Raw genomic sequence first — 14,572 nt, 5'->3', positions numbered from 1 at the left:
TTCAGGCGCTCAAGCCCTTTTCGGCATCATCCAGTTCAGCTTGCCGCTGGTCAGGGCTGTTCCGAAAAGAATGATGAGTCCGCCGGCCAGGGTCGTCGGGGTGACGCGTTCGCCCAGGAACAGCGCGCCCCACAGCACTCCGAAAAGAGGGATGACGAAGGTGACCGATGCCGCGTAGGAGGCGCCCACGCGCTCGATCAGCCTGAAGTACAGGATGTAGGCAAAGCCGGTGCAAAGCAGGCCCAGCGCGGCCACGCAGGCCCAGGTGGAGGCAGCGATGGTGTGTCGGGGCCAGAGAGTCAGCGCGATCGGCAGCAGGAGGATGGCGGAGAAGAACTGGCTGCCGAAGGCCGCGACGAAAGGCCGCACGCCGGCCAGGTTGCGCTTGGAATAATTCACCGCAAAGCCGTAGCACAAGGTCGCGAGCAGTGCCGCCCCAATCGCGACAGGGATGCCTTTGACGCCGGAATCGAGTGTGTCCCAGACCAGCACGATCGTGCCGACCAGGCCGAACAGCAGGCCCAGGGTCTGCTCGCGGTTCATCGCCGTCTGGTAGAGGGTCACCGAGATCAGTGCGGTCCAGAGCGGCGTGGTGGCGTTGAGGATGGAGTCCATCCCCGCGTCGACGTACAGCGTCGAATACGCCAGCAGGGTGAACGGTATCGCGGAATTGGTGACGCTCACGACGAACAGGGGCCATAGCTTGGATCGAAACTGCGCGCGCGCCTGGGCCGAGCGCAGCACGGGCAGCAGCACCAGTGCCGCGATGCCCACGCGCAGCGCGATCAGCACGACGGCCCCGAGCTCGGGCGTGGTCACGCGCATGAACAAGAAGGAGGCGCCCCAGATCGCGGCCAGCAAAAAGAGTTCGAGAAGATTCATGGCAAGGAATGTGGATGGTCGGGATGTCGGTGCTCGTCTTCCCGGTACGCAAGCGTACGCAGGACTTCGATGGCGCGCTCGCCATTTTCGGACGCGTTCATCAACGCGGCAGCCTTGCGTGCGCAAGCCGCCATACGGTCGCTTCGCCGCGGCGAGCCGGGCTACTTGAACCGCTCGATCTTCATTCCGCCCTTGGTCGTGAAGCGCTGCACGTTGGTCGGCGCGTCGGCTTCGGCCTGGGCCACCTGGGCCGTGATCTCGTCGCGCTTGGCGATGATGACTTCACCCTTGTGATGATGGGGGGCCATGCGCCGCACCATGACCTTGCCGCTGCGGGGGAAGTAGTTGATGCGGCGGGCATGCTCATCGCCCAGGTCCTGGGAGCGGACCGGGATGCCTTCGGTTTTCAGGTAGTTGAGTACGAAAATGCCGTTGCGCTCGCCGATGTTCATCTGCTGCATGGCCGCGAGCACGGCCCCGCCGCCGAACACCTTGGCCTCGAGACGGCCGCGGTCCGCGCCCGCCTTGAGCAGCTCGTTGATCAGCACTTCCATCGCGAACGAGCCGTAGCGCATGGTGGCCGATGCCGGCGAGGTGCTGTCGCCGTCGGGCAACATGAAGTGATTCATGCCGCCCACCTTGGTGACCGGGTCGTGGATGCATGCCGACACGCACGAACCCAGCACGGTGGTGAGCATCAGGTCCTCGCCGGAGGTCACGTAGTATTCGTTCGGCAGTATCTTGACGGCAGGGCTGTTGAAGTTGCTGTCGTAGTAGTGGCGGGTGGCCCGGGCTTTGGAGGCGGATGGCATATCGGGTAGTCCGGTGGCGCTGCCCACTCGTCGATTGGTGATTGGCGGGCGGTTTGTTGCATGTTGCAACAAACCGCGTTTCACTGTACCTGTTCTGGCCCCTGGTTCAATCTGCGGATTACGGCCGTTAAAAGCGCGTACTACGGGTGACTGACCAGCGTGCCGAGAGGGCACCCAGGACGCCGGCCGCCAGAACTTCGATCGCCAGCACCGGCAGGCTGGGCAGGTGCAGGGCGAATTCGGCGCCATAGCTGCGGGCCAGCCCCAGCACGGCGCCGTTGAGCGGTTGCAGTGCCAGGCCGGCCGCGAGGATGGCCAGCAGGGCGGCAGCCGTGCCCGTGAGCGCGCCCAGGTAGAGAAAAGGCCGGCGCACGAAAGACTCGGTGGCGCCCACCAGCCGGGCGACCGCGATTTCCTCGCGCTGGGTCATGGCCTGCAGGCGCACGGTGTTAAAAACCGTGGCCAGGACCACCACGGCCACGCAGATGGCCAGGAACCAGAGACCAATGCGGCCGAACCGCAATAGGGCTTCCAGGCGCTGCACCCAGGCGCTGTCCAGCTGCACATGGTCGACCTGGGGCCATTTACCCCACGCTCCGGCCATTGCGTCGGCGCGCGCGGCCAGGTCGTCGCCGCTTTTGAGAGTGACCACCACCGCGTCGGGCAGGGGGTTGTCGGGCAGGGCGGCCAGGGCCTCGCGCCAGGCCGGATTGTTGCGCAGGGATTGCAGGGCCTGTGCGCGCGGTATCACGCGCACGCTCTTGACCTGGTCGGCGGTTTCGCGGGTAATGCGCTCGGCCACGGCCTGGGCCGCGTCCGAGGACGCCGCAGGCTGCATGAAGACGGTCAGTTCGGGCGTGACCGACATGTCGCGCACGACCGGTTCGACCGACACCAGCACGGCAGCGCCCAGCAGCGGCAAAGCCAGGATCAGCGCCATGACCAGCAGGTTGGCCAGCGAGGAGAAAGGCTGGGCCGCGAACCGGCGCAGCGTGATGACCAGAGCGTAGCGGTGCTGCTGCAGTAATGACTTCATGCCGGGGCTCCCGTCGCGATGGGGTGCGAGTCCTGGAACTTGCCCGGTTCGGACAGGAGCAGCACGCGGTTCGCATACCCGGCCATCAGCTCGGTGTCGTGCGAGGAGATCAGGGTGGTCACGCCTACCCGGTTGAAATCGCGGAACACGTTCATGATGCGCTGGGCATTGCCGTGGTCGAGATTGGCCGTGGGTTCGTCGGCGATCAGGATGGCGGGGCGGTTGACGATAGCGCGGGCGATGGCCAGGCGCTGCTGTTCGCCGCCCGAAAGCTCGATGGGACTGAGGTTTTCCTTGCCGGCCAGACCGACCTTGTCGAGTGCGGCGCGGGCGCGCCCGCCCGCGGTGCCGATCGCCAGGCCCGTGACCAGCAGCGGCAGCATGACATTGGCCAGCGCGCTGCGGTCGTAGAGCAGGTGCGTGTTCTGCAGGATCACGCCGACGGCGCGGCGCAGATAGGGGCGCGCCCGCGCGGGCAACTGGTCCAGTCGTTGGCCGTTGACCTGGATGCTGCCCCGGCTGGCGGATTCCAGTCCGCCCACCAGCTTGAGCAGGGTGGATTTGCCCGCGCCCGACGGACCCGAGACGAAGACGAATTCCCCGGCCGTGATGCGGAAGTTGACGTCCGCCAGGATATTGCGGCCGCGGCCATACGATTTGAAGACGTGCTGGAATTCGATCATGGCAATGCGCAAGGTGAAGCGCAATAGTAACGAATAAAAAGAAAAAAGCTCCCGGGCCGCGCCTTCGGCCGGCTGCCCCCTTGTCCCCCTATATCAGGCCACGTACGATGCCACACGTGTACATTGAATGGCAACGCCGGGGCGCAGGCGGTGAGGCGGCCAAGGCTACTAACGGAGAGCACACGATGAAAGCTTTGAAATTGATGGCGAGCGGGGCGGCGTTGTTCGCCGCCGCTTCGGTGGCGCATGCGGGCACCACCTTCGATGCCGTAAAAAAGCGCGGCTATGTGCAGTGCGGTGTGTCCACCGGCGTGGCCGGCTTTTCCATCGCCGACAGCAAGGGCAAGTGGACGGGCCTGGACGTGGACTTCTGCCATGCCGTGGCGGCCACCCTGTTCGGCGACGCCAGCAAGGTCAAGTTCACGCCGCTGTCGGTCCAACAGCGCTTTACCGCGCTGCAGTCGGGCGAAGTCGACCTGCTCAGCCGCGACACCACCCAGACCATCACCCGCGACACCACCCTGGGCCTGATCGGCACCGGCGTCGATTTCTACGATAGCCAGGGCATCATGGTCAAGAAGAGTTCGGGCGTGAAAAGCGCCAAGGATCTGGCCGGCGCCACCATCTGCCTGCAGCCCGGCACCACGACCCAGCTGAACCTGGCCGACTGGTTCCGCGCCAACAAGATCGACTTCAAGACGGTCGTGATCGACAAGCTCGACGAGGCGCTCGGCGCCTTCGTGGCGGGCCGCTGCGATGCCTACAGTACCGACAAGTCGGCCCTGGCTGCGCTGCGCACCACGATGGCCAATCCCGAACAGTACGTCATCCTGCCGGAAAACTTCTCCAAGGAGCCGCTCGGACCCATGGTGCGCCAGGGCGACGATCAGTGGTTCAACGTCGTGCGCTGGACGCTCAACGCCATGCTCGAAGCCGAGGAGTACGGCATCACATCCAAGAATGTCGATGAGGAACTCAAGAGCAGCAACCCCAACGTGCAGCGCATCCTGGGCGTGACCCCCGGCATCGGCAAGGGCCTGGGCGTGGACGACAAGTGGGCCTACGACATCGTCAAGCAGGTGGGCAACTACGGCGAAGTCTTCGACCGCGACGTGGGCAAGGACAGCGCGCTCAAGCTCGAACGAGGCCTGAACGCCCAGTACAGGGACGGCGGTATCCAGTACGGCTGGCCGATCCGCTAAGCAGTCCGGGTGCGCGGTGCCTGCGCATCGCGCCGCGCCCCGCGCATCGGCTCGACATGAGTTCATCTCCCCCTCGCACGCCCCCCGCGCGTCGGCTAGGCTGGCACGATCCCGGCGTACGTTCGGCGATCTACCAGGTCCTGGCGGTCGGGATCGTCGCCCTGGCGATCTGGTTCCTGATCTCCAACCTGCTGCACAACCTCAGTTCCCGCCACATCACCACCGGTTTCGCCTTCCTGCATCGCGAGGCCGGCTTCGACATCGGCCAGACGCTGGTGGCCTACACGCCGGCCAGCACTTACGGCCGGGCCATCTGGATCGGCATACTCAACACGCTGCTGGTCTCGGTGCTGGGCGTGGTCTTTTCCACGCTGCTGGGCACGCTCGTGGGCATCGGTCGGCTGTCCAGGAACTGGCTGATCGCCAAGCTGGCCATGTTGTATGTCGAGGCCGTGCGCAATGTGCCGCTGCTGCTGCAACTGTTCTTTTGGTATTCGATCATCACCGAGGGCATGCCGGGTCCGCGGCAGGCTCATCGGCCGCTGCCGGGCGTGTTTCTCTCCAACCGCGGCCTGAAGGTTCCGGCGCTGCATGGCGAGTCGGCCGGATGGATGCTGCTCGGTCTGGTCCTGGCGCTTGCCGGCATCGCGGCCCTGCACTACTGGGGCAGGCGGCGCCAGCAGGCCACGGGGCGGCCCTTCGCGCTGGGCCGTTGGGCGCTGGCGCTGATCGTCACGCTGCCTTTTTTCGGCTGGCTGGTCAGCGGCCGCCATCTCGTGCTTCAGACGCCCGTGCTCAGGGGGTTCAACTTCGCCGGAGGCTGGACGCTGAGTCCGGAGCTGGCGGCGCTGCTGCTTGGCCTGGTGGTCTACACCACGGCCTTTACCGCGGAGGTGGTGCGATCGGGCATCCAGGCGGTCGACGTCGGCCAGTGGGAAGCGGCCGGCTCGCTGGGCCTGCGCCGCGCTCTGGTGCTGCGTCTGGTCGTGCTGCCGCAGGCGCTGCGCGTGATCGTGCCGCCCATGACCAGCCAGTATCTCAACCTGGCCAAGAACAGCTCGCTGGCCGTGGCCATCGGCTATCCCGATATCGTGTCGATCCTGGACACCACCATCAACCAGACGGGCCAGGCGATCGAAGGCGTGCTGCTCATCATGGCGGCCTACCTCACCGTGAGTCTGACGATTTCTTTCTTCATGAACTGGTACAACCGGCGCGTCGCGCTGGTGGAGCGCTGACGTGGGCGCCCCCGGTCCCATCCCCGAGGAAGGCCTGCCGCCTGCGGCCGGCCGGTCCGGCGCGTGGCGCTGGCTGCGCGAGCGCCTCTTTTCCTCGCCGCTCAATACACTGCTGACCGTGCTGGCGGCCTGGCTGCTGCTGATGGCGGTGCCACCGCTGGCCGAGTGGCTGTTCATCAAAGCGCACTGGCACGGCACGTCCGAGGCCTGCCGCGCCGATCCCGCCGGCGCGTGCTGGAGCTTCATCGCCGACAAGTACCGCTTCATCCTGTTCGGCACCTATCCCTACGCGCAGCAGTGGCGCCCGCTGCTGGCCACGTGCCTCATGATCGCCACGGTGGCCGCAAGCGGCATGCGCCGCTTCTGGAACATCAGGCTCGTGTTCGTCTGGGTCGCGGGCCTGGCGGTCTCGGGCGTGTTGATGTGGGGCGGCATGCTGGGGCTGGGCTACGTCGAGGATACGCTCTGGGGCGGTCTGCCGGTCACGCTGATGCTGGCGGTGTTCGGCATCGCCGCGGCCTTTCCGCTGGGTATCGTCCTGGCCCTGGGGCGGCGTTCGAACCTGCCGGCCATCCGGGCCTTGTGCGTGGTCTACATCGAGCTGATCCGCGGCGTGCCGCTCATCAGCCTGCTCTTCATGGCTTCGGTGATGCTGCCCCTGTTCTTTCCCGAGGGCTTGGACATCGACAAGCTGCTGCGTGCTCAGATCGCCATCATCCTGTTCACCGCCGCCTATATCGCCGAGATCGTGCGCGGCGGCCTGCAGGCCATTCCCAAGGGGCAGTACGAAGGCGCGCAATCGATCGGGCTGTCCTACTGGCAGACGATGCGCAAGATCATCCTGCCGCAGGCGTTGCGGCTGGTGGTCCCACCCATCGTCAGCACCTTCATCGGGCTTTTCAAGGACACTTCGCTGGTCATCATCATCGGCACGTTCGACCTGATGCTCACGGTCAAGACCGCCATGGCGGACATCGCCTGGCGCGGCTTCAGCGCCGAGGGTTATGTGTTCGTCGGGCTGATTTATTTCGCGTTCTGCTTTGCGATGTCCCAATACGGCCGGGCGCTGGAAAAGCGGCTCGGCACCGGTTATTCGCGATAGGCATTCCAGGAGTCAAACCGCATGGCAGACGCCATCATCCGCATGCGCGACGTCAACAAGTGGTTCGGGCAGTTCCACGTGCTGCGCAATATCAACCTCGAAGTCGGGCAGGGCGAGCGCATCGTGATCTGCGGCCCGTCCGGTTCGGGCAAGTCCACGCTGATCCGCTGCATCAACCGGCTGGAAGAGCATCAGCAGGGCAGTATCGTTGTCGAGGGCATCGAGCTGACCCGGGATCTGCGCCAGGTCGAGGCGATACGCCGCGATGTCGGCATGGTTTTCCAGCACTTCAATCTTTTCCCTCACCTGACAGTGCTGGAGAACCTGACGCTGGGGCCGACCTGGGTGCTCAAGCAGCCGCTGGCTCAGGCGCGGGACACGGCCATGCAGTACCTGGAGCGCGTGCGCATCACCGACCAGGCCGACAAGTATCCCGGCCAGTTGTCGGGTGGCCAGCAGCAGCGCGTGGCGATCGCGCGTTCGCTGTGCATGAATCCCAAGATCATGCTGTTCGACGAGCCGACCTCGGCGCTCGATCCGGAAATGGTCAAGGAGGTGCTGGACGTGATGGTGGGCCTGGCACAGGAGTCCGGGATGACCATGCTGTGCGTCACGCACGAGATGGGGTTTGCGCGCAAGGTGGCCGACCGGGTGATCTTCATGGATCGGGGCGAGATCATCGAAGAAAACAAGCCGGATACGTTTTTCGATCATCCGCAGAACGAGCGGACCCGGCTGTTCTTGAGCCAGATTCTGCATTGAGTTCTTGAGCCGCCGGCGCGAGGCGACCGACTGTCAGGGTCTGAGCGTGTCGTCGTCGGCCGCCGCGAGCGGCGCCCATTCGTCCAGCGCTGGGTTTGGTGCTCGAGCGTCTTGCGAGGTGGAGCTGCGCATCGATCCATACGGGAAACCTTGCAAGCAAGCCGATGACTTGCCTGGAGTATGCTTGGGCGATTTGCCGACAATAAGGAGACACCGTATGTCACGCTTTTCCCTATCCCGCCGCATTGCCGTGGGCGGCGCGCTGGCGCTGGCCGCGGGTCTGTCCATGGCGCCCCTGGCCGCTCAGGCGGCCGGCGCCTATCCGGACAAGCCGCTGCGTTTCATCGTGCCTTATCCGCCTGGCGGCCCGCTGGACACCACCTCGCGCCTGCTGGCCCAGAAGGTGCAGGCCGAGCTGGGGCAGCCCGTCGTGGTCGAGAACCGCGCCGGCGCGGGTGGCGACATCGGCGCCGACCTGATCGCCAAGGCGCCGCCGGACGGCTACACGCTGGGCATGGGGGCGGTGGCCATCAATGCCATCAATCCCTGGCTGTACAGCAAGCTGCCTTTCAATCCCGACAAGGATTTCGCACCCGTCACTATTGTGGCCTCGGTGCCCAATGTGCTGGAGGTCAATCTGGCCTTCGCACAGAAGAACCACATCAAGACCGTGCATGACCTGATCGCCTACGCCAAGGCGCATCCGGGCAAGCTCAACTTCGGGTCGGGCGGCAACGGTAGCGCGGGCCATCTGGCGGGGGCGCTGTTCAATCTGCGCGCGGGCATCAAGACCGAGCACATCCCCTACCAGGGCGCGGCGCCGGCGCAATTGGCGCTGCTTTCGGGCCAGTCCGATTTCATGTTCGACAACCTGGCGTCCTCGGCGGGGCTGATCAAGGACGGCAAGGTGCTGGCCCTGGCCGTGACCACGGCCGCGCGCTCGTCGCTGCTGCCCGATCTGCCCACCATGGAGCAGGCGGGCGTGAAGGACTTCGACCTGGGCACCTGGTTCGGCATCATCGCCACCGGCGGCACGCCGCCCGCGATCGTGGAAAAGCTGAACAAGGCCTATTCGGACGCGCTGCGCCAGCCCGACGTGCGCAAGCTGCTGCTGTCGATGGGTTCGGACATCCAGCCCATGTCGGTGGCCCAGTTCACCGAGTTCGTCAAGCGTGAAAAAGCCAAGTACAAGCAGATCGTGAAGGTCTCGGGCGCGCACGTGAACTGATCATCGACACACGGCGCGCATGAGGGCGGCTTTCCCCGCGAGGGGAAAGCCGCTTTTTTCATGTGGGCGCACTTTCGTCTGCCGGCATGGAACCCGCGACGAATTTGCGGTTTTTGAATATTCAAACGTCAAACAAGGCAAGGCGAAGCCATTGACGCCGGCAAGCGCCGTTTTGGCCTCCTAAAATCCAGAGAGTTAAAAATCTTCGGCCGTGCCTGCCCGGGCAGCACTGAAGCGAGTCCATAAAAGCAACCTTGCGCGTAAGAAGTTCCGTGACCAATCCGTCGAGGTCGCGGGCCCGAAGGCCGATGTCGTGGTCTCCAACAGCTCGGGGATCGTGGTGGACGGCGGCGGTTTCATCAACACTGCGCGCGGCGTGCTGACGACAGGGACGCCTGTCCTGGACGCAAACGGCAACCTGACGGGCCTGAACGTCACGGGCGGGAACATCACGGTTCAGGGCGGCGGACTGGACGCCTCGAACATGGACGAGGCCGATCTCATCTCGCGCGCCGTCCAGGTCAATGCGGCGATCCACGGCAAGGCCGTGAGCGTGGTCGCGGGCGCGAACCAGGTCGACTACCCGAGCCAGAAGGCAACCTCTATTACTGGCACGGGCGCTGCGCCGACCGTGGCCATCGACGTCAAACAGCTGGGCGGCATGTACGCCAATCGCATCACGCTGGTCGGCACCGAGAACGGCGTGGGCGTGAGCAATGCCGGCGCCTTGGTCGCGCAGGCTGGCGACCTGACGCTGACCGCCTCGGGTCGGCTGGTGCAGTCCGGCCAGATGGTTGCCACCGGCAACATTGCCCTCTCGGCCCACGACGGCATCACCAATACGGGGGCGACCTACGCCCAGCACGACCTGGTTGCCACGACCGCCGGGGACCTGACCAATAGCGGGACACTGGCCGCCCGGCATAATCTTTCGGCCACTGTTGACAGCGCTGTCTCAACGGGCACCCTGGGCGCGGGGGTCAACCGCGATGGGTCGCTCGCGCCCTCGGGCGATCTGACGGTGGCCGCTATCGGCACGCTCGCGGCCACCGGCCAGAATGTGGCCGGTGGCAACGCCTCGCTCTCCGGGGCGCAGGTCAATCTGGCGGGCAGCCAAACTTCCGCCAATAGCAATCTCGCCCTTTCCGCCTCATCGGGAGATCTGAATCTCGCAGCCGCAAAGACAGTTGCGGGCGGCAGTCTCAGTGCCTCTGCCCAAGGCGCGCTCATCAACGACCATGGGTCTCTTTCTTCGACCGGCGTGCAAACGGTCATCGCCGGGTCTCTCTCCAACCAAGGCGGGCAGATGGTCTCGCAAGCGACCTTCTCGGCCCAGGTCACCGGCGCGCTGACCAATACGGGCGGCACCATTCAATCGGCGGGCGCCCTCGCGTCGACCAGTGCCAGCCTGGACAATACGGCCGGTCACATCACGTCCTTGAACACCGAGGGCCTGAAGCTTACGACCGGCGGGCTTCTCAATAACGGCCAAGGAGGAACGATCGGCGGCAATGGCGAGGTGACCATAGCGGCCAGCCATCTGAGCAATGCCGGCACGATCAGCGCCGCCCAGCATCTGGGCGTGACCACCTCGGGCGACATTGACAATACCGGCTCGATGATCGGCAACACGGCCACCCTGACCGCGGCCAATGTGAACAACACCGGTGCGGCCGCGCTGATCGCCGGCATCTCCTCGGTGGGCGTCTATGCGGCCAATACGCTCACCAACGCCGACGGCGCGACGATCTATAGCGGCGGCAACATCGAGCTGGCACGGGATTCCGCGCGCGATGCCTCGGGACTCTTGGCCGACCAGACCGGCACGATCACCAATAGCGCGGCCACTATCGAAGCGGCAGGCAATCTGGACATCGCCGCGCACACGCTGAACAACCAGCGCACGGGTGTGCAGATCGATCCGGGTACGCCGATGACGACGACCGGGTCGACGCTGTCGCTGTGGACAGCGGATTTGAACTGGGGGCAGCTCGGGTATTACCAGAGCGATTTTTATCCCCAGTGGCGCTTTAGCGCGGGCGCCATCGGTATCGATGCCGCCTCCCGCCTATCCACGCCGATCACGCTGACGCTGCCCGCCTCACAAGTCACGAACATCAATACAGCGAACCGGACGTTCTCGCTCACCTCGCCGCTGACAGATCAGACCACGCATACTTTCACGCCCATGGGGGATGCTGGCAATACCCCGCCACCGGTCGTGACGACCCGCCCCATTACGCAAAGCTCGACGCAGTACTACCAGGGTCTGACGAACAACGGCAACGGTACGGTGACGATCGCGTTCTGGCCGGACTACAACCCGACGGTGAACATCGAACCGGACCAGGTCCGCGGGCGTTCGGATCTGGGTTCGGACGGGCACGATTATGTAGAGATCAACCGCACGCCGAGCATCACTACCACGACAGAGCGCGTCCTGAACGCAGGCACTGCGGCGCTGATCCAGGCGCAGGGCGCGCTCAGCGTCAACGCCGACGGCGGAGCCATCAACAACGATTCATCGACCATGGCGGCCGGCGGCAATCTGCTTCGGCGCGCGGTCGGCGGCTCGGTCAACGACCTGGGCACCGTGCTGCACCAGACACGCACCGAAACGGATACGTCGACCTTCTACTGGCACGCCAAGACCAGCGACGACGAGGACTGGCGTTCCGTTGCCGACGCAACGGTTCCACTATCGAACACCGTGGTCGATTCGCTGCCCGCGGTGGCGACGTCCAACCAGTCGGTCCAGGTCAACGCGGGAGCCATCCACATCGGCTCGACCAGCACGTCCGCGCAGCCGGGCACCGGGGCCGTACAGACGCTGGCCGGCGCCATTCCCGGCCTGACGCTGCCGAGCAACGCGCTCTATAGCTATCACGCCGCGCCGGACTCGGGCCCGCTGATCGAAACCGATCCGCGCTTTACCAGCTACACGAAATTCATCAGCAGCGACTATCTGTTGGGGCAACTGGGCGTCAATCCCCAGATCATGCCCAAGCGCCTGGGCGACGGGGCGTACGAAGAACAACTGGTGATGAGCCAGGTGACGCAGCTCACCGGCAAGACCTTCCTGGGTTCTTACACCGACAATCTGGATGAATACACGGCGCTGATGCAAAGCGGCGCGCAGGTTGCCCGGCAGTTCGGCCTGACCGTGGGCGTGGGCCTGACGGCCGCGCAGATGTTCAAGCTCACGAGCAATATGGTCTGGCTGGTCAACCAGACCGTGACGCTGCCGGACGGCACGCAGCAGACGGTGCTGGTGCCCAAGCTGTACCTGGCGCAATCGGACACGGTCAACCTCAAGGCCAGCGGCGCGCTCGTGGCGGGCAACACGGTCAATCTGAGCGCCACCGGCGACCTCGTCAATAGCGGCACGGTAGCGGGCAGCACGGCCACGACCGTAGCCGCAAACAATGTGCTCAACCAGGGCACGATCGGCACCGGCGGCACGACCACGGTGGCCGCAGCGCAAAACGTGGTCAACCTGGGCGGAACCATCGGCGGGACCGACACGCAGGTCACGGCGGGCAATGACATTGTCAACCAGAGCACGGTCATGCAAGCCGGTGTCGATACCGGCAACGGCAAGGTCTATTCCAACGCGACCGGCATGGCGACTCAGTCGGTCGGCCTGATCTCGGCAACGCACAACGTGACACTGGCGGCGGGTCGCGACGTCAATCTGGACGGCGCGGCGGTTCAATCGGGCGCGGATGCATCCATTACCGCGGGCCGGAACCTGAACGCCAGCACACTGGCACTGACTGCGACGCAAGACGCGGGCACGACGGACGGCCTGAACGGCGGTCACACCCAAACCACGACCAACGTAGGCAGCACGATTGCGGCCGGCGGCAATCTCACGACCGTGTCCGGCGGCGATACCACCCTGGCCGATGCCGCCGTGCAGGCGCATGGCGACGCATCGCTGCAGGCGGGCGGCGACCTGACCGTGACGGCCGCCAAGGACACGTCCACGTACAACGGCCAGTCGATGGGGGGCAGCCTCTTTCATCGCAAGGACTCGACCTACGACGAGACGGTTCAGGGCAGCGCCATCAACGCCGGTGGCAACGTGACGCTGGCGGCCGGGCAAGGCGGCACGGGCAATCTATCCATCCTGGGTTCGACGGTGACGACCGGCGGCGCTGGTGGGACCGCCGGAGGCGCGGTGAATTTGCACTCCACGGGCGATATCGCAGTGGGCACGGTGGCCGAGGAGCACGATGCGCAGCACTGGTCGCACACGAGCGAATCCGGCTTCCTGTCGCAGGAACAGATAACGACAGCGACCACCTCGAAACAGTCGCTGGCGGTGGGCTCCACGGTGTTCGGCAATACGCTGGGCGCCAACGCGGGCGGCGATCTGTCCATTACCGGATCCACGGTCGGGGCCACAAACAATGTGGCGCTGGCCGCGCAAGGCAACGTCGGCATCGAAGCCGCCACCAACACCTGGGACCAGACCAGTTACGCCGAGGACAACGCTAGCGGCCTCATGAACTCGGGCGGCGTGGGCTTTACGATCGGAACGCGCAAGCAAAGCGAGGACGATCACAGCGCGGGCACGACGGCGCTGGCCTCCACAGTCGGGTCGGTCAACGGCAACGTCGATATCACCTCGGGCAATCAGTACCGCCAGGTCGGCAGCAACGTGACAGCGTCAACAGGCGACATCGCGATCCAGGGCAAAGAGGTCGATATCGTCGAGGCCCGCCAGAGTTCGGTGGGCAGCCAGGAGACCAAGTTCGAGCAGACCGGGCTGACCTTGGCGTTGTCCAGCCCGGTCATTTCAGCGCTGCAGACGGTCTCGCAGATGGCGCAGGCAGCCAGCCAGACGAGCGATACCCGGGCCAAGGCGCTGGCGGCGGGCGCCTCGGCCTTGACCCTGTACAACACCGCGAACTCGTTCAACAGCCCGTCGGGTTCGGGCGGCTCCGGTGGGGCAAGCGGTGGGGGCGGGCAGTTCAGCATCGCGCTCACGGTGGGCCACAGCCATAGCGACCAGATCAGCACGCAGGCGAGCAACACCGGCGTCGGTTCGAACGTCGCGGCACGGGGCAACGTCAGCATCGTAGCCACGGGCGCAGGCCAAGAGAGCAACGTGACGGTCCGCGGTAGCGATGTGAACGCGGGTGGCAATGCGCTGCTGCAGGCGGACAACCAGGTCAATCTTCTTGCAAGCCAGGACACGAGCAGCGCACGCAGCCAGAACTTCAGTTCGAGCGCGGCGGTGGGCGTGGCGGTGACCATGGGCAGCAACGGACCGGCCATCGGGGTGACGGCCAGCGGCAGCCTGGGCAAAGGCCACACCAACAGCGACCAGGTGAGCAACATCAATAGCCAGGTGATGGCGGCCAACACGCTGACGATCAAATCGGGCGGAGATACGACGCTCAAGGGCGCGGTGGCCGGCGGTAAAGAGGTGGTCGCCGACGTGGGCGGCAACCTGAACCTGCAAAGTCTGCAGGACACGAGCACCTATGACAGCGCGCAGATGAACGTCTCGGGCTCGGTGACGGTCGGCTATGGCGCCTCGGCCAGCCTGAGCTTCTCGAACAGCAACGCCAGCGGCGACTACGCGAGTGTGAACGGACAGACCGGGATCAAGGCGG

General features: G+C 65.2%; 9 protein-coding genes and 1 pseudogene. 6 read left to right on the top strand and 4 right to left on the bottom strand.

Features of this window, described 5'->3' with window-relative positions; translation table 11 throughout:
• Positions 1–9: 9 nt before the first annotated feature.
• From H143_RS0103915 to H143_RS0103900, 4 genes are all read right to left on the bottom strand, one after another.
• Positions 10–882: a DMT family transporter gene (locus tag H143_RS0103915; protein ID WP_019936919.1), complete on the bottom strand. Its 873-nt coding sequence runs from the start codon at positions 880–882 to the stop codon at positions 10–12.
• 161 nt (positions 883–1,043) lie between these two features.
• Positions 1,044–1,694, bottom strand: coding sequence for a chemoreceptor glutamine deamidase CheD (gene cheD, locus H143_RS0103910; protein ID WP_026349699.1), 651 nt, complete (start codon positions 1,692–1,694; stop codon positions 1,044–1,046).
• A gap of 127 nt (positions 1,695–1,821) precedes the next feature.
• Positions 1,822–2,730 (bottom strand): ABC transporter permease, encoded by a 909-nt coding sequence (locus tag H143_RS0103905; RefSeq protein ID WP_019936917.1) that lies wholly within the window; start codon positions 2,728–2,730, stop codon positions 1,822–1,824.
• Positions 2,727–3,413, bottom strand: a complete 687-nt coding sequence (locus tag H143_RS0103900; protein WP_026349698.1) for a cell division ATP-binding protein FtsE — start codon at positions 3,411–3,413, stop codon at positions 2,727–2,729. The genes H143_RS0103905 and H143_RS0103900 overlap by 4 nt, the downstream gene beginning before the upstream one ends.
• 185 nt (positions 3,414–3,598) lie before the next feature.
• Here H143_RS0103900 and H143_RS0103895 point away from each other — a divergent pair, with 185 nt between their 5' ends.
• From H143_RS0103895 to H143_RS19910, 6 genes and pseudogenes are all read left to right on the top strand, one after another.
• The gene (locus H143_RS0103895) at positions 3,599–4,615 is read left to right on the top strand and encodes an amino acid ABC transporter substrate-binding protein (protein WP_019936915.1); all 1,017 of its coding nucleotides are present in this window, start codon (positions 3,599–3,601) and stop codon (positions 4,613–4,615) included.
• Positions 4,616–4,671: 56 nt separating this feature from the next.
• Positions 4,672–5,853, top strand: coding sequence for an amino acid ABC transporter permease (locus H143_RS0103890; RefSeq protein ID WP_019936914.1), 1,182 nt, complete (start codon positions 4,672–4,674; stop codon positions 5,851–5,853).
• A 1-nt stretch (position 5,854) separates the two neighbouring features.
• Positions 5,855–6,955, top strand: coding sequence for an amino acid ABC transporter permease (locus H143_RS0103885; RefSeq protein ID WP_019936913.1), 1,101 nt, complete (start codon positions 5,855–5,857; stop codon positions 6,953–6,955).
• Between the two features lie 21 nt (positions 6,956–6,976).
• Positions 6,977–7,717: an amino acid ABC transporter ATP-binding protein gene (locus H143_RS0103880; protein WP_019936912.1), complete on the top strand. Its 741-nt coding sequence runs from the start codon at positions 6,977–6,979 to the stop codon at positions 7,715–7,717.
• A 217-nt stretch (positions 7,718–7,934) separates the two neighbouring features.
• The gene (locus tag H143_RS0103875; protein WP_019936911.1) at positions 7,935–8,945 is read left to right on the top strand and encodes a tripartite tricarboxylate transporter substrate binding protein; all 1,011 of its coding nucleotides are present in this window, start codon (positions 7,935–7,937) and stop codon (positions 8,943–8,945) included.
• A gap of 211 nt (positions 8,946–9,156) precedes the next feature.
• Positions 9,157–14,448 (top strand): annotated as a pseudogene (locus H143_RS19910) (hemagglutinin repeat-containing protein); the annotation flags it as partial.
• Positions 14,449–14,572 lie beyond the last annotated feature (124 nt).

The organism is Bordetella sp. FB-8, from assembly GCF_000382185.1.
GTDB lineage: Bacteria > Pseudomonadota > Gammaproteobacteria > Burkholderiales > Burkholderiaceae_B > Bordetella.
This window is presented reverse-complemented; position numbering and strand designations above follow the sequence as displayed.

What these genes read in the sequence shown, in the direction of transcription:
- H143_RS0103915 (WP_019936919.1), bottom strand. Translation starts at nt 882, where the DNA reads ATGAATCTTCTCGAACTCTTTTTGCTGGCCGCGATCTGGGGCGCCTCC.
- cheD (WP_026349699.1), bottom strand. Translation starts at nt 1,694, where the DNA reads ATGCCATCCGCCTCCAAAGCCCGGGCCACCCGCCACTACTACGACAGC.
- H143_RS0103905 (WP_019936917.1), bottom strand. Translation starts at nt 2,730, where the DNA reads ATGAAGTCATTACTGCAGCAGCACCGCTACGCTCTGGTCATCACGCTG.
- H143_RS0103900 (WP_026349698.1), bottom strand. Translation starts at nt 3,413, where the DNA reads ATGATCGAATTCCAGCACGTCTTCAAATCGTATGGCCGCGGCCGCAAT.
- H143_RS0103895 (WP_019936915.1), top strand. Translation starts at nt 3,599, where the DNA reads ATGAAAGCTTTGAAATTGATGGCGAGCGGGGCGGCGTTGTTCGCCGCC.
- H143_RS0103890 (WP_019936914.1), top strand. Translation starts at nt 4,672, where the DNA reads ATGAGTTCATCTCCCCCTCGCACGCCCCCCGCGCGTCGGCTAGGCTGG.
- H143_RS0103880 (WP_019936912.1), top strand. Translation starts at nt 6,977, where the DNA reads ATGGCAGACGCCATCATCCGCATGCGCGACGTCAACAAGTGGTTCGGG.
- H143_RS0103875 (WP_019936911.1), top strand. Translation starts at nt 7,935, where the DNA reads ATGTCACGCTTTTCCCTATCCCGCCGCATTGCCGTGGGCGGCGCGCTG.